The following is a 19943-nucleotide window of genomic DNA, read 5'->3' as shown; positions in this document are numbered from 1 at the left end:
CGACGTGCCCGCTTCGATTCCCAGGTCAGTACTACGACGAAGAGAGTGGGCTGCACTACAATCGGCATCGGTACTACGATCCGGAGACGGCGCAGTATTTGAGTCCGGATCCGCTGGGGTTGGGTGGTGGGACTCGGCCGCAGGGGTATGTGGATAATCCGTTGAGTTGGATTGATCCACTTGGCCTTGCTAAAAAATGCAATTTGCCTGAAAGCCTTAAATTAGGTGATGGGGGTGTGGGCCATGTAAAAGAGCGACATACAGGAAATAGCGCTGACTGGGATCATAAAAGCAAATGGACTATAAGTAATGCGGATTGGAAAACAACAGCAAGGGACGTCTTTCGGAACCCCGACAGAATAATCAAGGATGGTGATCGCTTTATATATGAAAAAACTTTTGGCACAAGTATTGGTGTAGGTTCAGACGGTGCACCACTGAGTAAAGTGAGGGTTGTTGTAGAGTCAAATGGAGATTTGGTAACAGCTTTTCCTCAGGCGGCTTTCAAGGATGTCAAATCAGGTGATGTAATTTTTACGAGGTAGATATGGCACTCGACATACATATTACTATGAAGACCAAAGAAATTATTCATGTTGAAATGAGTGAGAGCTTACACTCGGAGATTTTTTCTAACTTGGTGAGATGGAGTAGCCTTAAAAGACTCAGGAAAATAAAGGACTATTACAGGGCTGACTGTTTTTTTACTGGGGCCGATGCGGGATTTTTCGTGGACGAAGTACTTCAAGCCTTAAGTGAGCTACAAGTCGGCCCGTGCGAGTTTCGCGATACTTTTGATTCGATCAAAGGGAAAGAAATATTAACCATACGAGTTAGTAGCGACTGATCAGCCTAATGAGGGATTTCAGATTTTTATATCGTAGATACTTATGAAAAGCATGCTCGAAATCTCTAGCATTCATCGCTCCGCCTTGTTCAAGAACAAGGAGTTGGAATGCCCGGTGCAACGCCTTTATGTAATCTTCCTGCCCCCTCCGCACTCACCTAAACTCAACCTGATCGAAATTTCCTGAACAAAAATCAAGTATGAGTGGTCGCTTATCACGGCCTACCAGAGATTTCCAGTCTCTCACTAAACAGGTGCTCAACCTCCCATCAGGATACGGGGGACTTCGAACTTCATCAGAGCCAACGAAATTTTCCAGCAACTGGGTCACCGCACGAATTCGATAGGCCGCTGCATCATGCAGTACATCGATGGGGGCTTGGGCATCAATGAATAAATAGGGGGTATTACAGTCGTGGCACGCAAGGAGAAAGCAATTCATCCAGTTAGAGTCAAATGGTTACCTCCTAGTGAAGAGGGGGCGAAAAACTCTGGGGTAAAGGAAGGCATTTTCCTGTTGCAAAATTCCCTGGTGATACTGATTGGCCGAGTAACTCATGGAGCGTAGCACTTGAGTTTGATGACCCAACTCAACGTTCTGAAAAATATATGAGCTTAGGAACAGTTAGATTTCTTATGAAAGATGCACCAGAAGAAAAAAATGCAGATCAATAACCAATTTGAAATATACGAAGACCTCAAAAAGTAGCCGATGTATTTTGACTGGCAGTGGCGAAACTTAACCGTTGATCATGCTCTGACCTGATCACGACTGTAATGTTGGTCTGGCGTCGATACTTATCACAGGACCGTACCACAGCAGAGCAGTCTGCGACGCCCTAGGCCGAGACATCCAGCGCAGTAGCGCCGCCGGCTTCAATCTACAGCAGCAACGCAACCGACTCAGCTTGCTGACCGAAAAACAGGCAGGCGGAGCAACAACTTCCTTTGTCGAACGCCATTACCGCTACGACAAAACCTTCAACCCGATCCAGATCGACGCCACCCGCTGGAGCCGTGCCCCGGATGGCATTACCCCCTTGGCGCACAGAAAGGGAATTGGGTGGCATGGGGATTAGATCGGTTTGAAGGGCATCGCTGTCAGGCTTGATCGTGACGACAGAAAAGCCCTCCCAAAAAGGAAGGTTCGTATTAAATCGCGCACAAGAACGCCGGTTTTTTAGATGTGTTTGCGCGTACCAACATCATCAATCAAATCGGCGTTCTTGTTTCTGGGTTTCCCGGGATTCCGTGAAGCGCCAGAAAAATCCCGACGAAGATCGGTGCAGAAACCCAGATGACCTACCAGGGCGGCCCGCGACAGGCCACGGTGACCCTGCTGCTCTGGGGCCGCGAGGAGCGTCTGCTGCACGCCAGCAACGCCCTGGTCTGGGCCAGAGGCGGGCCCCAGGCCCAGATGCAGTCTGGGAAGGCCTTGGCCATCTGCCCATGGTCGAGCACCCAGCCCGCAGCGCCCAGTTGTACCGGCAGTTCCTGGAGCGCCTGCGGCATTGATGCCCTGGGCTGCTCCAACGCGCCCCGGTGCAGTCATTTGTAGAATGAAGTTCAGAGGAACTTTCGTTTGTCAGCCCCGCTGGGGCCCAGCAGAATCGAGGCCGACCCGCACCTCTCACGCTTCGCTCCACTGCCACGGGAACCCTGTCCATGAGTAACCAGAGCTTCGTCAGTCCTGACCTGATCCGCCAGGGATTCTCCCGGGCGATGTCGGATATGTACCGCGAGGAGGTGCCCCTCTATGGCGCCCTGATGGAACTGGTGGCCCAGGTCAATGCCCAGGTCCTGGAACAGCAGCCGGCCATCGCCCGGCATTTGCAGCTCAGCGGTGAACTGCAGCGCCTGGACCTGGAACGCCATGGCGCGATCCGCGTCGGCACCGCCGCCGAGCTGGCGACCCTGGCCCGGCTGTTCGCGGTGATGGGCATGCAGCCCGTGGGTTACTACGACCTGACTCCGGCCGGGGTGCCGGTGCATTCCACGGCCTTTCGTGCGGTACATGAGCAAGCCTTGCAAGTCAGCCCGTTCCGGGTCTTCACCTCGCTGCTGCGCCTGGAGCTGATCGACAACCTCGAGCTGCGCTACTTTGCCGAGCAAGTGCTGGCCCGACGCTCGATTTTCACCCCCAAGGTGCTGGAGCTGATCGAGCAGGCCCAGGCCGAGGGTGGCCTGGGCGCCGACGATGCCCGGCAGTTCATCGAGCAAGCCCTGGAAACGTTCCGCTGGCACCACCACGCCACGGTGACCGCCGCCCAATACGCCACCCTCAGTGCCCAGCACCGGCTGATCGCCGACGTGGTGGCGTTCAAGGGCCCGCACATCAACCACCTGACCCCGCGCACCCTGGACATCGACCAGGTGCAGCGCCTGATGCCGCAACACGGCATCACCCCCAAGGCGGTGATCGAAGGACCACCACGCCGGGACTGCCCGATCCTGCTGCGGCAGACCAGCTTCAAGGCCCTGGAGGAAAGTGTCGCCTTCACCGACCAGGCGCCAAGCCAGGGCAGCCACAGCGCGCGTTTCGGTGAAATCGAACAACGCGGCGCGGCCCTCACGCCCAAGGGCCGGGCGCTTTACGATCGTTTGCTGAATGCCGCCCGCGATGCCCTGGGCGACTTCCCCAACGAGGCCAACGCCGCACGCTACAACCAACTGATGCAGGAGCACTTCGCCGAGTTCCCGGACAGCCACGCCGCGATGCGCCAACAGGGCCTGGCCTACTTCCGCTACTTCGTCAGCGAGGCCGGCCTGGCCGCCCGCGCCGAAGCCCAGCGCCCGAGCAGCCTGGAGTCGCTGTTGGCAGCCGGGCACCTGAGCTTCGAGCCGCTGGTGTATGAGGATTTCCTGCCGGTCAGCGCCGCCGGGATCTTCCAGTCCAACCTGGGCGACGACAGCCAGAGCCACTATGCCGGACACTCCAACCGCCAGGCCTTCGAGACCGCCCTGGGCCGTACCACCCTCGATGAGCTGCAACTCTACGCCCAAACCCAGCAGCGTTCCCTGCAACAGTGTGCCGAAACCCTCGGCTTGCCCGCGCTGTAATCCCCTCCCCCGGCATCGACCCCCGCGGTCGGTGCCAACTGCCTGCGCCGAGCCGTTGCAGCCCATGGTCAGGGCCGCTCGGGAAGGATATTCTGCCGCCACCTGCGCCACCGCCCAAGGCGCTTCACCACCAGGGATGGACACGGCGAATGAGATTCGCGATCGGCCTGTTTTTTTGCGCGACCTTGACCACGGCGCTGAACACCCACGCTGCAGAAACTGTCAACGACATCACCCAGCTCAACCCCATTGTGGTTGACCAGGTGGTGCAGCCCACCACCCTGGAACAGATTATCAAGCAGGTGGCCGAGCACCCCGGGCCCATCGCCATTGGTGGTGGGCGCTACAGCATGGGCGGCCAGACCGCCACCGAACAGGCGCTGCAGATCGACATGCGGCGCTTCAACCGCATCCTCGGGTTCGCCCGGGAGCGCAAGGAAATCACCGTCCAGCCCGGCATCACCTGGCGTGCCTTGCAAAGCTTCATCGACCCCTACGACCTGTCCGTGAGCATCATGCAGAGCTACGCCAACTTCACCGTGGGCGGCGCCCTGAGCGTCAACGCCCACGGACGCTACGTCGGTTATGGACCGCTGGTGACCTCGGTCAAGTCCATCAAGCTGGTGCTGGCCGACGGCCAAGTGATCGAAGCCAGCCCGACGTCCAATGCCCAGTTGTTCTACGGCGCCATCGGCGGCTACGGCGGCCTGGGGGTGATCGTCGAAGCCACTCTACGGCTGAGCGATAACGTGCGCCTGCTGCGCAGCTACGAGGAGATGCCCCTGGCGGACTATCGCAGCTACTTCTCTGCCCAGGTCGAGCGCAACCCCAAGGTGATCCTGCACAACGCCGTGCTCTACCCCAACCAGTACCAGACCCTGCGCGCCGTGTCCTTCAGCCAGACCGAGCTGCCGCTCACGGTCGAGGAACGCCTGACGCCCCTGGACCGCAACTACTGGAAAGAACAGAAGGCGCTGAAGGTGGTCAGCCAGTGGCCCATGGGCAAGACCATCCGCCAGGACCTGATCGACCCGCTGGTACTGAAAAAACCGCAAGTGTCCTGGCGCAACCACGAGGCCAGCCTCGATGTCCGCGAACTGGAGCCCGACTCCCGGGCCAAGCGCACCTATGTGCTGCAGGAATACTTCGTGCCGCCGGCACAGCTGGAAAGCTTCGTGCAGGAGATGGGCGAGACGCTACGGGCGCACAAGGTCAACGTGATCAACCTGTCGATCCGTCACGCCAAGGCCGACCCTGGCACCCTGCTGGCCTGGGCCAAGACCGAGGTGTTCGCCCTGGTCCTGTACTACCAGCAGAGCACTGCCGTGGCAGAACGCGCTGAGGTGGGGGACTGGACCCGAGCCCTGGTGGACAGCGCGATCAAGCACGGGGGCAGCTACTACCTGCCCTATCAGGTCCATGCCACGCCGGAGCAGTTTCGCGCGGCGTATCCGCGCGCTGAAGAGTTCTTCGCCCTGAAGGCGCGGGTCGATCCGCAGAACAAGTTTCGCAATAAACTGTGGGACGCCTATGGGCCTGCTGGCCGCAACTGAAAGCGCGACCTGCCGCTCAATGGGCCTGAGATTTGTCGCTGGCCAGGACCTTGCGTTGCTGCAGGTAAATCACCCCATCACCGTCAAAGGCCAGCACCTGGCTGGCGGTCAAGGCGCCCGCCTCGCCGTCGTCATACTTGAGCCAGCCTTCACTCCACAGGTTGCCGCTTTCGTAGCGCACCTGGACAAAGAAATAAGGCGGCTCGGCGCGGGTAACCTCGATGTAATGCCCACCATCCGCCGCGCCCTGCCACTGGGCATTGGGATGGTCGGGTAGCTGATGCACCGCGTCCTTGGAAAAGTCCATCAGCCCGCCTGCCAGTGCCAGCAGGATCAGCGCCAGCGCGCCGATCACCATGAGAAAACGCTTCAACCAGATCAATCCAGGATCCCCGATCAACTCCACGGCCCACGACCTGTCTGGCGGGGCAATCGCACATTTTGTTGAAGGGCTGGGCGTTGCGCAACAACAAATCGGCACTGGCCTGGCATTGCTCCTTGCCCGGCCCATGGTGCCCGGATTGGCACCTCTTGAGCTCACTTGATTTCGGGAAATCATCACATGCGTATCACCCTGACGGACATCCACAGCAGCGCCGCGCAAACCCTTTGCGTCAGTTTCACCTGTGCCTGCGGCAAGGGTCGCGGCCAATGGCTGGGGCCGCCCCCGCAGGTGGCGCAAGACTATGAAGTGGAGTTGAGCCTGGAGGATGAATTGCGCTGGAACCACAACATCGGCCCAAGCCCCGAGGGACAGCCCCGTATCGACTGGGACCAGGGTGCATTGCAGATCAGTGGTCACCTGCTCCAGGTCGACGACGACGGTGGCGCGGCCTTGGCCATCGGCCAGTCGATCGTCCTGCTGTCTGTGCAGGACGTTGCGCAGTGCACGCCACTGTTCGTCAAGCTGCTGGCGCGGCAGGTCAGTCTGCGGCCCATCGAACTTTGAGCGCGCACAACGAACAACGGCTGATCAGGCAAGCCATCTGCAATGGAGCGGTTCAACAGGATTCAGAGAAATTTACAGAGCCTCGGAAGAGGACTCGACAGTCGCGGAGCACGACCCGAAGAGGGTGTTCGCCCAGTGCTCTGGCCTGGCAATCCATGCACCGGTAAAGAGCCCTTGCACCGGGCGAACGGTTGGCATTCTAGAGCAACTGAAGGGGAAAGTCCGTGAGCAAATTCTGAATAAAACTGGACAGGGGAATTATCCCGAGCGCTCACCGAGGTTTCCCGCTTCAGCTGCGCACCATCAGCCTTCGTGCGCCGTGGTGACTTGCAGGATATCGGTGTAGGTCACCAGCACGCTCTGGCCGACCTTGAGATCCTTGAGGCGTTCCTTGACTTCAGGTTTCTCGACGCTCACCACTTTCTTGTTGCCTGCCGGACCTTCGAAAGTCAGCTGGTTTTTCTTCAGGTCGATGTCGGTGATCTTCAACTGCACCTGCACCTGTCGATACGCCGCGCCGCCAGGGTTCGGATTGTCCTTGGTGGCACGCACCACGCCCGTGGTTTCGGCAGCATCGGGCTTGCCTTTCTCGATATCGGTATCCAGCACCGCCACCACCGAGTGGGTCACGGTGACCTTGACCTGGTCACCGGCCTTCAGGTTCGCCAGGTCCTTGGCCTTATCGCTCAGCTGTACGTGCACTGGCTTGCCGCCAGCGCCCTCCAGCACCACCTGATGCTTGGCGGCATCTACCGAGATGACCTTGGTCACCAGTTGATCGGCTTCAATGGTTCCCGACAGCGGAATATCGGCGGCATGGGCGCTGAGGCTGGCGGCGCCGAGCACAGTGGCCAGGGCAATGGCGCGAGTCAGGTTGTTGAGGGTTTTCATGGTTCGACGTTCCTTGTGGTTGAAAAACCTGTCCGACGGTTCAGGTCAAGGGACAGAGCATAGACCGCCTGCCTGGTTTTACCCGGCCCCCGCGTCCACCGGTCGCGGCGCTCTAGTAACCAGTCATTTCCAGATAGCCGCTGCCGGTATGACTGCCGGCAAGATTTACCGGCCCCTCCCAATAAGGAATGCTCAGGTTCATCCAGGCTTCGGGGTTCAGGGCCTGGGTGGTGATGTCCAGCCCCTTGTCCGGGATCTTCAGGCCCCAGCGGGTAGGTAGGCGCCGCCCGGCCACTGTGCGGTGGTCCAGGGGCGTCAGCTGGATCTGCTCGCGGCTCAGGGTCTGGGCGCGGCCCTGGGCATCGATCCAGGTGCCGGTGATATAGGGTGCGCGGTGGTTTTCCCGGACCCGGAACAGCATCAGCCGCTCGCCGCTGTCCAGGTGCAGGGAAAACCAGTCCCAGCCCGTCTGGTCGGCGGCCAGAGGCTGGCTGCTCCACTCCCGATCGAGCCACGCCGGGCCGCTGACCTGATAGCGCTGGCCATCGATCTGCAGCTCTCCGGCCGCCTGGAAGAACGGCTGGCTGTAGTAGTAGGACGCCTGGCCCTGGTCAGACTTGCGGCTGTAGCCACCCTCGCCTTGCAGCACCAGGGGCTGGCTGCTGGTGAGCTGCAGTTGATAGGCGAAACCCTTGCCGCTGGCCTGCACCTGCATCCGTGCCAGGGGATCGCCGCGGGTGTCGAGGCTGCGCAACTGCCAATCATCGATCCACGCCTGGAACGGCTGCGCGGTCACCCCGGCCTGCCCCACACCGCCCCGGGCATAGCGCTCGGCGGCGTGGTGGCTGGTGGCCGAGGTGGCTGCCGCGTGCCCCAGCCAAACCAGCGGCGCGCCCCAGCCGGGCTGCTCGGGGGCCGCGCGCAGGGCACTGCGGAACAGCGTCCACTGCACGCCGAAATGCCGGCCCTGGGCGTCGCTCAGGTCGGCTGTCAGGTACCACCACTCGATGCGAAAACCGTCATGGGGGCCATGGTCGGCGGGAAAACTGAACGCCCGCCCCGGCAACACCGGCGTAAAGGCCGACGCCTCGTTGCCCAGCCCGGCGAAACCCTGGGGCGCCTCGGTAGGCTGGTCGCAGCCGGCCAGCAGCAACGTCAATAACAGTGCCGGGCAATGCCGGTAAAAACGCTCAATCTTCATGGGCAAAGCTCCTCAGCAAATCCGCCGGTTGCGCCCGGTACAGCTTGAACAGTGGCCAGGCCGAAGCCAGCAGGGTTGCCAGCATCGCCAGGCCCAGCAGTTGCAGGAGCTGCCCGGGGAACACCCGCAACGGCAGGCGCCAGCCGAAGGCCTGGACATTGATCACACTGTTCAGGCACCAGGCCAGGGCGATCCCCAGGGGCAGCGCGAGAAGCAAGGTAAGCAACGCCAGCAGCCAGGTCTGGCCGAGGTTCAGCAGCATCAACTGACGACGGCCCACGCCCAGGGCCCAGAGCGGCGCCAACTGGCCCAAACGACTCTGGCTCTGGGTCAGCAGGCTGATGAACAGCGCCACTCCGGACACCCCGAGGGTCAAGCTGTTGAGCGCCGCGGTGGCGGCGAAGGTGCGTTCGAAGACCTGCAGCGACCAGCTCTTGAGCCGGGCCTGATCGATGATCCGGTTGTCGTCCAGCGCAAACTGCTGCTGCAGCGCACTGATCAGCGCCGGCGTCGCCCCCGGGGCCAGCAGCAGGTTGAAACGGTTCGGGGTCAACCCTGGCCAGTGCGCCAGCAGGTGCTCAGCATTCACCAGCAAGTGGCCCTTGGGGTTGCCATAGTCGGCATAGATCCCCACCACCCGCGGTGCCCACTGCCCTTGGGGCACCGGCAGGTTCAGGCGCTCACCCAAGCGTACCTTGAGGTGGCGGGCCAACTGCTCGCTGAGCATCAGCGTATCGTCCGCGGCCAACTGCTCCCACGGGGCATCGCCCTCGGCCTCCAGCAACGGCCAGTGCTGGCGATAGGTTGAATGGTCGATCACCCCATACAAGTCAGCGGGCCAGCCCTGCACCTGCAAGGGCACCTGCCAGCTGGGCAACACCGCCGTCACTCCGGGCTGAGTAGGCAACCCGTCCTGCAACCGGCGGGCCTGCTCGGGGCTTTGCGGGTTGATATAGAGCTCGGCGGTCAGGCGCTGCTCCAGCCAGTCATTGAAGGTCTGGCGAAAACCCGCGGTCATGCTGCCGGCGCCGATGTTGGTCGCCAGGGCCAGGAGCAACGCCATCAAGGCCAGGCTCAGGGCCGGCAACTGCTGCCGGCAATCGGCCAGGAACCACTGCCCGAGCACCCCACGGCGGCGTCCGAGCAAGGCCCCGAGCACGGCATTGAGCAGCACCGGCAAGCCCAGGGCCGCCGCCAGCAGCAAGGCCGCCATCAGCACAAAACCACTGGCCAGGCTGTCGCCCCACTTCCAGGCGGCCAGGGCCAGAAGCAACGCCAGCACCGCGACCCAGCCCTGGCGCTGCAACCAGCGGGAATGGGCCTGATGCCAGGCCTGGGGATTGGCCAAGGCCAGCAGCGGCAGGCGCGCCGCCCGCAACAGGCTGGCGGCGCCGGCGAGCAAGGCACCCAGCAGACTGAGGCCGATGCCGCTGAACCACCACCAGGGGCTCAGGCTCAACTGCCCCGGCACTTGCGCGCCATACAGACCGCGCAGGCTGGCAGCCACGTCCGGCAGCAACAGCCCGGCCAGCAGATAACCGCTGGCCACTCCGGCGAGCCCGCCCAACAACGCCAGGCCCCCCAGCTCCACCGTCAGGCAGAAGATCAGCATCCGCGCACTGACCCCACAGGCGCGCAAGGTCCGCAGCAGGCCGCGACGCTGCTCCAGGGCCAGGCCGATGGCGGCGTGAACAATGAACAAGCCCACCACAAACGACAGGAACCCCAAGGCATCCAGATTCAGGTGAAAGCTTTCGGTCAGGCGCGCCAGGTTGTTTTCCGACTCACCCTGGCGCAACACCAGTTGCCCGGCCAGTTGCGCCGGCAACGGCGGCAGGTGGGCGGCGAAGTCCTTGGGCAGCAGCAACCGGCTCAACTGCCCGGGCTGGTCGAGCACCTGCTGGGCAAAGCCGATGTCCATCAGCAACACCCCCGGGGCCATGTCCGCCCGCACCTGCAGCGGCGGCAGGCGCTGGCCATTCAGCGCCTCCAGCTGTTGTCCCGGCTGCCAGCCCTGGCTCGCCAGGGTCTGCGGCGCCACCCAGGTGCTGCCCGGCGGGCTGAAAAAATCCACCACCTGCTGCAACGCCAGGGCCTGTCCGGCGACGACAGAACCGGCAGGCAGCGACAACGGCTCGATGCCCATCAGTTGCAGGCGCAGGTCGTCGTGGCCCTTGAGCTGGACCCCGCCCTGGAGCACCGGCGACACCGGCCAGCCGGCACGGCGCAGGCTGACAAACAATGCCTGGGGAAAAACCGCGCCATTGGCGCTGGCCAGGCTGGCCTGGGGCTCGCCGCCAATCAGCTGGCTGGCCCGGGCATAGCTGTCCCGGGCCTGAGTGTTGAGGGCCAGGACCCCGGTCAGCAGGCTGGTGGCCAGCCAGAGCCCGGTGAGCACACTGAAAAACTGCACCGGGTGCTGACGCCAATGGCTCAGCAACGCTTGCAGCGCACCGCGAAAAACCCGCATTTCAAACCTCGCCCGAAGCGGCCAGGCGGCCGCGCTGGAGCACCACGGTCTGTTGCAGACGGCTGGCCACCCGATGACTGTGGGTGACCATCAGCAAACTGGTGGGGCTGTCGGCCAACAGCTCCAGCAGCAACTCCAGCACCTCGTCGCTGGTGGCTTCATCGAGGCTGCCGGTGGGTTCATCCGCCAGCAACAGCCCTGGCTTCGACGCCAGGGCCCGGCCCAGGGCGACCCGCTGCTGCTGGCCGCCAGAGAGCTGCTCGGGGTAGCGCCGCAGCAAATCCCCCAGGCCCAGGCGCTCCACCAACTGCGCCTGCCAGCGCGGATCGAAGCGCCCGGCCAGGCGTGCCTGAAACCCCAGGTTGTCCTCGACCCGCAGGCTGCCGATCAGGTTGAACTGCTGGAACACCAGGCCGACCTCGGTACGGCGCCAGTTGGCCAGCTGGCTTTCGCTCATCTGCTCCAGGCGCTGGCTACCGAGGCGAATGCTGCCGCCATCCACCTGATCCAGCCCCGCCACCAGGTGCAGCAAGGTGCTCTTGCCGCTGCCGGATTCGCCCATCAGCGCCAGGCTGCTGCCCGGCCCCAGGTGCAAATCGACACCCTGCAGCACCGCCAGCGGCCCCTGGGGCGTGGCGTAGCTCTTGAACACTCCTTGTACTTGCAGCATGGGCTGACTCGTCCGACCTGAGAGGGGGATCAAGGATAACGCGAGTTGCCCACCGGGCCAGCGGAAACCTTTGCGCCCCTAGGCCGTCAGGGCCTCTGCGACCGACAAGCGAGTACCCGCCCCTATCGTCCCGCTGCCACGAAATATAGTATTGCGGCCCTTTTCTTCTATTGCAGGAAGCACCCATGACCTACACCAGGGCCCAATTGCAGTACCGGCTGTTCATCGCCGCAGGCGCACTGTTGTTTACCGGTGCCTTGATCTCGACCTTTTTCTCGACCCTGAAAATGCTCCATTGGCGCCTGGACAGCTACACCACCCTGGCCTCGACCATCAATCGACCGATCAAGTACTTCGTGTACCAGGTCAATGCCAACACCCAGCCGCTGAACTGGTTCTGGGACAACAGCCCGACCCCCAGCTTCATCGACCTGAGCTACCCCACCCACTGGAAATTCCTGGTGATCTACCTGCTGATCTTCGTCGGCGCGGCGCTGTTCGCCACGGGCCGGGGGCTGATGCGCAAGGTCGAGGAAGTCGAGCCGCTGATCGAGGCCCAGCTCAAGGCCCCGGTCGAGGAAGGCGTACCCGCCAAGACCCTGCAACAGCTGGAAGACTCGACCCTGGTGGGCAAGGCGCCGTCGTTCTTCAGCCAGGTCCGCCTGCTGGTGGTCTGGCCGTTGGGCGTCGCGGCGGTCTACCTGGGCCTACTGTGGATGCTGGGCATCATCTGAGCCCCATGCCGGCTGATCGATCAGCGCGTCAGCCACCGGGTACTTGACCACCACCCGGTTGCGATACAGGCACTCCTGGCGCACCAATTCTGGGTTCTGGCCCTTGGTGCTGATGTCGCGCCAGATCTGGTTCTCGCGGTACACCCGGCCGCCCTCACGGACGAACCGATGGGCCTGCTGGTAGACGTGATAGCGATAGTCCCGTGGCTGCTCGCAGAGCAACTCGCCTTCCAGTTGCTGCGGCCCCACCAGCAGCTTGAGCTGGAAAGTCATCGGCCCCGGGTTGTACAGCACCAGGTCGATGTAGTTGTAGAAGATCGCCGCGCCGGAACCGAACGGCAGCACCCGGCCCTCATCGGGGAACGGATCGAAACTGTGGTTGGCCCGTTCCACCACCTGCAGCGGCGAGTGGATCGCCATCCAGTGGATCAGGTTGCTCAGTTGGCAGATGCCACCGCCGATGCCGCTGCGCGCCTCGCCGAACGACAACTCCATGCCCTCGACAAAACCGCGCTCACGACTGGGCCGGCCCACCAGTTTGCAGAAGGAAAAATACTCGCCGGGCGCAATGCGCACACCGTCGATGCAGGCCACCGCCAGTTTGAGGTTGATCACCTTGTTGTGCTGCAGCGCCAGGTCGGAGTCGCCCAGAGTGCGGATCAATTTTGAGGTGTGCTTGATAAAGCGGTGCGGCAAACGCGGGCTATCGGCTGTGGGCCGGGCATAGCGACGTCCGGAAAAGCGCCAGGCCAGGCTGCGCATCAGGCGCTTCTGGCGCACCCGCAACCAGTACAGCGCGGGGTGATAAGACGACAGGGGTTTCATGGCGGGGTCCACGGCGAACCAGAGGTCGCCTTCGTCCTTGAGAAAAAAACTGCGGCATCTTAGCTGCAACTTCACGCCCTCACTAGCCGCACGCCTCCTACCCCAGCAACTGGCTGAGTACCGCCCGCAGCTTGCCCGGCTTCAACGGCTTGTTGAGCAGCGGCGCGCCCAATTGCTGCAAGGCCCGACGGCACTGATCACTGCGGTCGGCGGTGATGATCACTGCCGGCAGCGGCTGCTGGAAATGCTCGCGCAACCGCTGCACCACCTCGCAGCCGGTGACCCCGTGATCCAGATGGAAATCCGCCAGGATCAGCTCCGGCGCCCGCCCCTGCAACACCTCCAGAGCCGCGCCCTCATCCGTGGCGGTGAGCACTTCGCAGCCCCACTGCCCCAGCAGCGCGGCCATGCTTTCAAGAATGCTCAGTTCGTTGTCCAGCACCAGCAAACGCCGTCCCGGCAGCGGATTGCCGGTGCCCGGCTGCGGTGCCTGCTGGCTGAGTGGCAACGGCACCCGGGCCGCCAGGGGCACCTCGATGCTGAAGCGCGAGCCACGCCTGGGGCGTGAATGTACCTGCACCCGGTAGCCGAGGATCTTGGCGATGCGCTCGACGATCGCCAGCCCCAGGCCGACGCCCTTGCGATCAGCGGCGCGCCCGACGTCCAGTTGGTTGAACTCAAGGAAGATCGACTCCAGGCGCTCGGCGGCAATCCCGCGCCCGGTGTCCCAGACCTCCAGGCGCAGGCAATCACCACGGCGCCGCGCCGCCAGCAGGATGCTGCCGTGCTCGGTGTAGCGGCAGGCATTGCTGAGAAAGTTGCGCAGAATCCGCGTCATCAACCGCAAGTCGGTGAACAGCGCGAAGTCGCCAAAGCGCACCCGCAGCTCCAGACCGGCCGCCTCAGCCACCGACTGGAATTCCGAGACCAGCGGCGTAAGCATTTCGTCCAGGCGATAGGCCGCCAGGTCCGGTTTGACCGCCGCCTGGTCGAGCTTGGAGATGTCCAGCAGATCGGTGAGCAGGTCCTCGGCGCCTTCCAGGGCCTGATGCGTACGCTCCACCAGCAGTTGCTCGGCCGCCGGCAGGCGCCGCTCGCGCAAGGTGGAGATCAACAGGCGCGCAGCATTCAGCGGTTGCAGCAGGTCGTGGCTGGCGGCGGCCAGGTACTTGTCCTTGCTGCGGTTGGCCGCCTCGGCGGCATCCCGGGCGACCCGCAGGTCACGTTCGATGCGCTCGCGCCGGGCGATCTGCTGTTGCAGGTTGCGGTTGGCTTCCAGCAGCTCGTCGGTGCGCGCGGCGACCCGCTGCTCCAGTTGATCATTGAGCTGTTCCAGGCGTTGCTGGGCCAGCTTGCGCTCGGTGATGTCGGCGACAAAACCTTCCACCAACCCGTCCTGATCGGGTTTAAGCAGCAGGTTCATCAGCACATCGATGCTGCTGCCGTCCTTGCGCCGCAGCTGGGTTTCATAGCCCAGCAGGCTGCGTTGGTTCTGCAACTGCTCGCCGATGGCCGCCAGTTCCCCGGCGCCGCCAACGAACAGGTTGCCCGCCAGGTCGGCCAGGGAAAACAGCACTTCCTGCGGGTCCTGGTAGCCCAGCATGCGCGCCAGGGCCGGGTTGGCCGCGCGCATGCCGGCTTGCAGGCTGGCCTGGAAAATCCCATGCACCGCGTGTTCGAACAGCCACTTGTAGCGGTTGCGCTCGGTTTCCAGGTCTTCCAGGCGCGCCGCCAGTTCCGGGTAGTGGCTCTTGCGCGCCGAATGATTGCCCAGGCCCAGCAGCCCGGCCAGGGCCCGTTGCTGTTCCTCAGAGGGCCTCGCCATAGACCACCTCGACATCCCGCTGGCTGGATTCGCGAGGGTTGGTGAGGATGCACGGGTCGCCCATTGCATGCTGCGAGAGGAACGGAATATCGCTGCTGCTGACCCCGTGCAGACCCAGGGTCTCGTGGAAGCCAATGGCGCGCTTGAGGGCGATCAAGTGCTCCACCAGGCGCCCGCAGATCTGCCGCTGGTTGAGGCCGCGGCAATCGATGCCGAAGGTCTCGGCGATCACCTTGAAACGCTCCGGCGCCGAGTTGTAGTTGAAGGCCACCACATGCTCCACCAGCACCGCGTTGCACAGTCCATGGGGCAGATCGAGAAAGCCCCCCAGGCTGTGGGACATGGCGTGCACCGCGCCGAGAATCGCATTGGAGAACGCCAGCCCGGCCTGCATGCTGCCGAGCATGATCTTCTCGCGCAGGGCGATGTCGCCGGGGTTGGCGATCATCTGCACCAGGTTGCCGTTGATCAGGCGCATGGCTTCCAGGGCATGGGGATCGGTGAGCGGCCCATGACCGGTGGAAACGAAGGCCTCGATGGCGTGCACCAAGGCGTCGATGCCGGTGCAGGCGGAGAGGAACGGGTCCATGCCCTGGGTGGTTTCCGGGTCGATCAGCGACACATCCGGGACGACCGCCTTGCTGACGATGGAGAACTTCATCCGCTGTTGCTGGTTGGAGATGATCACGAACTGCGAGACGTCCGCCGAAGTGCCGGCGGTGGTGGGGATCATGATCAGCGGCGGGCTGGGTTGGCGCAGGGTATCGACGCCCTCGAATTCGAGAATACTGCGGCCGTGGGCAACGACGATGCCGATGCCCTTGCCGCAATCCATCGGGCTGCCGCCGCCGACGGCGACGATCACATCACAGCCATTTTCCCGGTAGACCTCGGCACCGAGCATCACCTCCTCCACTCGCGGATTGGGCGACACCCCACTGTACAGGCAGTAGTCGACACCCTGGGCCTGGAGGCTGGCCTCGACATCGGCGACCCAACCGGCGGCGATCACCCCGGGGTCGCTGACCACCAGCACCTTGCGCGCGCCAAAGGTTTTTGCGTAGTTGCCGACGTTGTGCCGGCAGCCGGCGCCAAAGATGATTTCCGGAGAGACGAACTTGCGCAGCAGACTGAGATTCTGGCCCATGGGGGGAAGCCTGTTTTCTTATTGTTCTTGAAGGAGAGCGCCAGCCTAAAGCATCCGCCGCTGATTGCCCATCCGACCATCGCCCTCCCCTGTAGGAGCCGGCTTGCCGGCGAAGGCGGTCTTGCGGGCCTCTTCGCCGGCAAGCCGGCTCCTACGGTTGTCAGTGACATTCCGGGGGCAAGGTCAGAGGTGGATGTCCATGCCATCGAACGCCACTTCGATGCCGCGGCGGGTCAGTTCGGCACGCTCGGCGGAGTCTTCGTCGAGGATCGGGTTGGTGTTGTTGATGTGAATCAGCACCTTGCGCGCCCGGGGGAAACGCTCCAGCACGTCGAGCATGCCGCCAGGGCCGCTTTGCGCCAGGTGGCCCATCTCGCTGCCCAGTTTGTCGCCCACTTCACACAGGCGCATCTCGTCGTCGCGCCACAAGGTGCCGTCCACCAGCAGGCAGTCGGCGCGGTCCATCCAACCCAGCAGTGCATCGTCCACCTGCCCCAACCCCGGGGCGTAGAACAGGCTGGCGCCGTTGCGCCGATCCTCGATGAACAGGCCGATGTTGTCTCCCGGATGCGGGTTGCCGCGATGGGGCGAATACGGTGGCGCACTGCTGCGCAGGGCTATGGCCCGCAGGGCGATATCCGGGCAGGCCGGCAGGCTGAACTCGCGGCCATCGAGGTGGATCGGCTGCCACTGCAAGCCGCCGTTCCAGTGGCTGAGCATGTTGAACAGAGGGAAGCCACTGCTCAGGTCCTGATGGACCATCTCGGTGCACCAGACCTGATGCGGACAACCCTCGCGCAGGCTCAGCAGGCCGCTGCAATGGTCGATCTGGCTGTCCAGCAGGATCACCCCGGCCAGCGCCGTGTCCCGCAGCTGTCGGGCCGGTTGCAGCACGGGGAAAGACTCCAGCTGCTGGCGAATGTCTGGCGAGGCATTGCACAGGACCCAGTCGACGCCGTTGTCGCTCAGGGCGATGGACGACTGGCTGCGACGCTGGGTACGCAGCGTACCGTTGCGCACGCCGGTGCAGTTGCGGCAGTTGCAGTTCCACTGGGGAAAACCGCCGCCCGCCGCGGAACCGAGAATGCGGATATGCATGGCTTGCTCCTGAGGGCAGAGAAGGCTCCGGCCGACACCAGTACCGGCCGAAGCGGGACGGCTCAGCGGTTGGCGAAGTACATGGTCACTTCGAAGCCGATACGCAGGTCGGTGTACGCGGGTTTATGCCACATGGGGTCAAGCCTCTTGTTATGCCGGGGGATTCCGGTAGGGGCATTAATGCACGGGGGGCACGGGTGCCGAATGCTACTTTGGGACGAGCTGGCGGGGTGCGTTGGTAGGAGGAGATGGATAGCGTTGGTGGGCCGCCCCTGGTAGGAGCCGGCTTGCCGGCGAAGGCGATCTCGCGGCCCCTTCGCCAGCAAGCTGGCTCCTACGGTGGTCAGCGCATCGCGCCCCACAACGCACACGGGGAGGTGCCCACCCATGAGCCCTCCCCGTGTCCGTCCTGCACACGCGCGGCGGCACCCAACCACCGCGCCTGTTCCCGCCCCTTAGAAGAAGCCCAGGGGGTTGATGTCGTAGCTCACCAGCAGGTTCTTGGTCTGCTGGTAGTGGTCGAGCATCATCTTGTGGGTCTCGCGGCCCACCCCGGATTTCTTGTAGCCACCGAACGCGGCGTGCGCCGGGTACAGGTGGTAGCAGTTGGTCCACACGCGCCCGGCCTTGATCGCCCGGCCCATGCGGTAGGCGCGGTTGATGTCGCGGGTCCACAGCCCGGCGCCCAGGCCGAACTCGCTGTCGTTGGCAATCGCCAGGGCCTCGGCCTCGTCCTTGAAGGTGGTGACGCCCACCACCGGGCCGAAGATTTCTTCCTGGAACACGCGCATCTTGTTGTGCCCCTTGAGCAGGGTCGGCTGGATGTAATAGCCGCTGGCAAGGTCGCCCTCCAGGCGCTCGGCAGCACCGCCGGTGAGCAGCTCGGCGCCCTCCTCCTGGGCAATCTGCAGGTAGGAAAGAATCTTCTCGTACTGCTGCTGGGAGGCCTGGGCGCCGACCATGGTCTCGGTGTCCAGCGGGTTGCCGCGCTTGATCTTGACGATCTTATTCATCACCTCGGCCATGAACGGCTCGTAGATCGACTCCTGGACCAGGGCCCGGGATGGGCAGGTGCAGACTTCCCCCTGGTTGAAGAACGCCAGCACCAGGCCTTCGGCGGCCTTTTCGATGAATTTTGGCTCGGCCTGCATGATGTCTTCGAAGAAGATGTTCGGCGACTTGCCCCCCAGCTCCACGGTGGAGGGAATGATGTTCTCGGCGGCGCATTTCATGATGTGCGAGCCCACCGGGGTCGAGCCGGTGAAGGCGATCTTGGCGATGCGCTTGCTGCTGGCCAGGGCCTCGCCGGCTTCGCGGCCAAAGCCCTGGACGATGTTCAGCACACCGGCCGGCAGCAAGTCGGCGATCAGCTCGGCGAAGACCATGATCGACAGCGGCGTCTGCTCGGCCGGCTTGAGCACCACGCAGTTGCCGGCGGCCAGGGCCGGGGCCAACTTCCAGGCGGCCATCAGCAGCGGGAAGTTCCACGGAATGATCTGCCCCACCACCCCCAGGGGTTCGTGGAAATGGTAGGCGGTGGTCAGCTCGTTGATCTCTGCAGCACCGCCTTCCTGGGCGCGGATGCAACCGGCGAAGTAGCGGAAATGGTCGGCGGCCAGGGGCACGTCGGCGTTGAGGGTTTCGCGCACCGCCTTGCCGTTGTCCCAGGTTTCGCTGACCGCCAGCACCTCTAGGTTCTGCTCGATGCGGTCGGCGATCTTCAGCAGCAGCAACGAGCGGTCCTGGGCCGACGTCTTGCCCCAGGCCTCGGCGGCGGCATGGGCGGCGTCCAGGGCCTTATCGATATCGGCGGCAGTGGAGCGCGGGAATTCGGCGATCACCTCACCGTTGACCGGCGAAGTGTTGCTGAAGTACTGGCCGTCCACCGGCGGCACGAACTGGCCACCGATGAAATTGCCGTAGCGTGGCTTGAAGGACACGACGGCGCCTGGGGTTCCGGGTTGTGCGTAGATCATGCTGGGCCTCTGCTGGTCGATGCCTGTCCGACGACAGGCGATGGCTCGATGGTAGAGAGCCCCGCAGCGCCGACGAATGCATCGTTGGCAGGGGGGGCCTCGTCATTTGGTCGTAGGCTGAACGCCTGCGCCCATGCCACGCCCTGGTGTGTAGGAGCCGGCTTGCCGGCGATGGCGATCTGACGGGCCCCTTCGCTGGCAAGCCAGCTCCTACAAAAGACAATGAGATCGCGTGAATTCTGTAGGAGCCGGCTTGCCGGCGAAGGCGATCTGACGGGCCCCTTCGCTGGCAAGCCAGCTCCTACAACAGACAATGAGATGGCGTGAATCCTGTAGGAGCCGGCTTGCCGGCGATGGCGATCTGGCGGGCCCCTTCGCTGGCAAGCCAGCTCCTACAACAGACAATGAGATGGCGTGAATCCTGTAGGAGCCGGCTTGCCGGCGAAGGCGGTCTGAAGGGCCCCTTCGCTGGCAAGCCAGCTCCTACAACAGGCAATGAGATGGCGTGGATCCTGTAGGAGCCGGCTTACCGGCGAAGGCGATCTGACGGGCCTCTTCGCTGGCAAGCCAGCTCCTACAACAGGCAATGAGATGGCGTGAGTTCTGTAGGAGCCGGCTTGCCGGCGAAGGCGATCTGGCGGGCCTCTTCGCTGGCAAGCCAGCTCCTACACGGGGATGGGTCAGGGCGGGTCAACCC

18 protein-coding genes are annotated in these 19943 nt (G+C 63.2%); 6 read left to right on the top strand and 12 right to left on the bottom strand.

From position 1 onward, the window contains the following. On the top strand, window positions 1–545 hold a 545-nt coding region (locus GV819_RS32310; protein WP_161760082.1), incomplete at its 5' end, for an RHS repeat-associated core domain-containing protein. Between the two features lie 456 nt (window positions 546–1001). Here GV819_RS32310 and GV819_RS33940 read toward each other — a convergent pair. Further along, window positions 1002–1289, bottom strand: coding sequence for a hypothetical protein (locus tag GV819_RS33940; protein WP_434738452.1), 288 nt, complete (start codon window positions 1287–1289; stop codon window positions 1002–1004). An 855-nt stretch (window positions 1290–2144) separates the two neighbouring features. Between GV819_RS33940 and GV819_RS32305 the strand changes: the two genes are divergently transcribed. The 3 genes from GV819_RS32305 to GV819_RS32295 all read left to right on the top strand — a co-directional run bounded on the left by GV819_RS32305 (window position 2145) and on the right by GV819_RS32295 (window position 5460). After that, window positions 2145–2405: a hypothetical protein gene (locus GV819_RS32305; protein WP_256667706.1), complete on the top strand. Its 261-nt coding sequence runs from the start codon at window positions 2145–2147 to the stop codon at window positions 2403–2405. Window positions 2406–2512: 107 nt separating this feature from the next. Continuing rightward, window positions 2513–3907 carry a 2-oxoadipate dioxygenase/decarboxylase HglS gene (hglS, locus tag GV819_RS32300; RefSeq protein WP_161760081.1) on the top strand — a complete coding sequence of 465 codons (1395 nt, stop codon included), beginning with the start codon at window positions 2513–2515 and terminating at the stop codon, window positions 3905–3907. Window positions 3908–4056: 149 nt separating this feature from the next. Further along, window positions 4057–5460 carry an FAD-binding oxidoreductase gene (locus tag GV819_RS32295; protein ID WP_161760080.1) on the top strand — a complete coding sequence of 468 codons (1404 nt, stop codon included), beginning with the start codon at window positions 4057–4059 and terminating at the stop codon, window positions 5458–5460. A 16-nt stretch (window positions 5461–5476) separates the two neighbouring features. On the opposite strand, the gene GV819_RS32290 is transcribed toward GV819_RS32295, so the two are convergent. After that, window positions 5477–5833 (bottom strand): hypothetical protein, encoded by a 357-nt coding sequence (locus tag GV819_RS32290; RefSeq protein ID WP_256667705.1) that lies wholly within the window; start codon window positions 5831–5833, stop codon window positions 5477–5479. A 189-nt stretch (window positions 5834–6022) separates the two neighbouring features. On the opposite strand from GV819_RS32290, the gene GV819_RS32285 reads away from it, so the two are divergent. Then, window positions 6023–6409, top strand: a complete 387-nt coding sequence (locus GV819_RS32285) for a hypothetical protein (protein ID WP_161760079.1) — start codon at window positions 6023–6025, stop codon at window positions 6407–6409. A gap of 303 nt (window positions 6410–6712) precedes the next feature. Here the strand turns inward: GV819_RS32285 and GV819_RS32280 are convergent, their stop codons facing one another. The 4 genes from GV819_RS32280 to GV819_RS32265 all read right to left on the bottom strand — a co-directional run bounded on the left by GV819_RS32280 (window position 6713) and on the right by GV819_RS32265 (window position 11641). Beyond that, window positions 6713–7300, bottom strand: coding sequence for a hypothetical protein (locus GV819_RS32280; protein ID WP_161760078.1), 588 nt, complete (start codon window positions 7298–7300; stop codon window positions 6713–6715). A 112-nt stretch (window positions 7301–7412) separates the two neighbouring features. Further along, on the bottom strand, window positions 7413–8501 hold the full coding sequence (locus GV819_RS32275) for a lipocalin-like domain-containing protein (protein WP_161760077.1): 1089 nt from the start codon (window positions 8499–8501) through the stop codon (window positions 7413–7415). Continuing rightward, window positions 8491–10971, bottom strand: coding sequence for an ABC transporter permease (locus GV819_RS32270; RefSeq protein WP_161760076.1), 2481 nt, complete (start codon window positions 10969–10971; stop codon window positions 8491–8493). The genes GV819_RS32275 and GV819_RS32270 overlap by 11 nt, the downstream gene beginning before the upstream one ends. Window position 10972: 1 nt before the next feature. Continuing rightward, window positions 10973–11641, bottom strand: a complete 669-nt coding sequence (locus tag GV819_RS32265) for an ABC transporter ATP-binding protein (RefSeq protein ID WP_161760075.1) — start codon at window positions 11639–11641, stop codon at window positions 10973–10975. A gap of 185 nt (window positions 11642–11826) precedes the next feature. On the opposite strand from GV819_RS32265, the gene GV819_RS32260 reads away from it, so the two are divergent. Next, window positions 11827–12375: a YniB family protein gene (locus GV819_RS32260; RefSeq protein WP_161760074.1), complete on the top strand. Its 549-nt coding sequence runs from the start codon at window positions 11827–11829 to the stop codon at window positions 12373–12375. Here GV819_RS32260 and GV819_RS32255 read toward each other — a convergent pair. The 6 genes from GV819_RS32255 to exaC form a co-directional block, all read right to left on the bottom strand. Beyond that, window positions 12349–13200 (bottom strand): VanW family protein, encoded by an 852-nt coding sequence (locus GV819_RS32255; RefSeq protein WP_161760073.1) that lies wholly within the window; start codon window positions 13198–13200, stop codon window positions 12349–12351. The genes GV819_RS32260 and GV819_RS32255 overlap by 27 nt on opposite strands. A 97-nt stretch (window positions 13201–13297) precedes the next feature. Further along, window positions 13298–15025 carry a PAS domain-containing hybrid sensor histidine kinase/response regulator gene (locus tag GV819_RS32250; protein WP_161760072.1) on the bottom strand — a complete coding sequence of 576 codons (1728 nt, stop codon included), beginning with the start codon at window positions 15023–15025 and terminating at the stop codon, window positions 13298–13300. Beyond that, window positions 15009–16172, bottom strand: coding sequence for an alcohol dehydrogenase-like regulatory protein ErcA (ercA, locus tag GV819_RS32245; protein ID WP_161760071.1), 1164 nt, complete (start codon window positions 16170–16172; stop codon window positions 15009–15011). The genes GV819_RS32250 and ercA overlap by 17 nt, the downstream gene beginning before the upstream one ends. A gap of 183 nt (window positions 16173–16355) precedes the next feature. Further along, the gene (pqqB, locus tag GV819_RS32240) at window positions 16356–17270 is read right to left on the bottom strand and encodes a pyrroloquinoline quinone biosynthesis protein PqqB (RefSeq protein WP_161760070.1); all 915 of its coding nucleotides are present in this window, start codon (window positions 17268–17270) and stop codon (window positions 16356–16358) included. Between the two features lie 62 nt (window positions 17271–17332). Next, complete coding sequence (gene pqqA / locus GV819_RS32235) at window positions 17333–17404, bottom strand: pyrroloquinoline quinone precursor peptide PqqA (RefSeq protein WP_011060521.1); 72 nt, start codon at window positions 17402–17404, stop codon at window positions 17333–17335. A 321-nt stretch (window positions 17405–17725) separates the two neighbouring features. Next, entirely contained in the window at window positions 17726–19246 is a 1521-nt protein-coding gene (exaC, locus tag GV819_RS32230) for an acetaldehyde dehydrogenase ExaC (RefSeq protein WP_161760069.1), read from the bottom strand. Between the last annotated feature and the right edge of the window lie 697 nt (window positions 19247–19943).

Origin of the sequence: Pseudomonas sp. Fl5BN2 (assembly GCF_009908205.1) — a bacterium.
Classification (GTDB): Bacteria; Pseudomonadota; Gammaproteobacteria; order Pseudomonadales; family Pseudomonadaceae; genus Aquipseudomonas.
The sequence above is the reverse complement of the archived record's forward strand: the minus strand, read 5'-3'. Positions and strand labels throughout refer to the sequence as shown.

Coding starts and splice junctions, on each gene's coding strand:
- GV819_RS32285 (WP_161760079.1), top strand. CDS start 6,023: ATGCGTATCACCCTGACGGACATCCACAGCAGCGCCGCGCAAACCCTT.
- pqqB (WP_161760070.1), bottom strand. CDS start 17,270: ATGCATATCCGCATTCTCGGTTCCGCGGCGGGCGGCGGTTTTCCCCAG.
- GV819_RS32295 (WP_161760080.1), top strand. CDS start 4,057: ATGAGATTCGCGATCGGCCTGTTTTTTTGCGCGACCTTGACCACGGCG.
- GV819_RS32280 (WP_161760078.1), bottom strand. CDS start 7,300: ATGAAAACCCTCAACAACCTGACTCGCGCCATTGCCCTGGCCACTGTG.
- GV819_RS32270 (WP_161760076.1), bottom strand. CDS start 10,971: ATGCGGGTTTTTCGCGGTGCGCTGCAAGCGTTGCTGAGCCATTGGCGT.
- GV819_RS32305 (WP_256667706.1), top strand. CDS start 2,145: ATGACCTACCAGGGCGGCCCGCGACAGGCCACGGTGACCCTGCTGCTC.
- GV819_RS33940 (WP_434738452.1), bottom strand. CDS start 1,289: ATGAATTGCTTTCTCCTTGCGTGCCACGACTGTAATACCCCCTATTTA.
- hglS (WP_161760081.1), top strand. CDS start 2,513: ATGAGTAACCAGAGCTTCGTCAGTCCTGACCTGATCCGCCAGGGATTC.
- GV819_RS32250 (WP_161760072.1), bottom strand. CDS start 15,025: ATGGCGAGGCCCTCTGAGGAACAGCAACGGGCCCTGGCCGGGCTGCTG.
- GV819_RS32275 (WP_161760077.1), bottom strand. CDS start 8,501: ATGAAGATTGAGCGTTTTTACCGGCATTGCCCGGCACTGTTATTGACG.
- ercA (WP_161760071.1), bottom strand. CDS start 16,172: ATGGGCCAGAATCTCAGTCTGCTGCGCAAGTTCGTCTCTCCGGAAATC.
- exaC (WP_161760069.1), bottom strand. CDS start 19,246: ATGATCTACGCACAACCCGGAACCCCAGGCGCCGTCGTGTCCTTCAAG.
- GV819_RS32260 (WP_161760074.1), top strand. CDS start 11,827: ATGACCTACACCAGGGCCCAATTGCAGTACCGGCTGTTCATCGCCGCA.
- GV819_RS32265 (WP_161760075.1), bottom strand. CDS start 11,641: ATGCTGCAAGTACAAGGAGTGTTCAAGAGCTACGCCACGCCCCAGGGG.
- GV819_RS32255 (WP_161760073.1), bottom strand. CDS start 13,200: ATGAAACCCCTGTCGTCTTATCACCCCGCGCTGTACTGGTTGCGGGTG.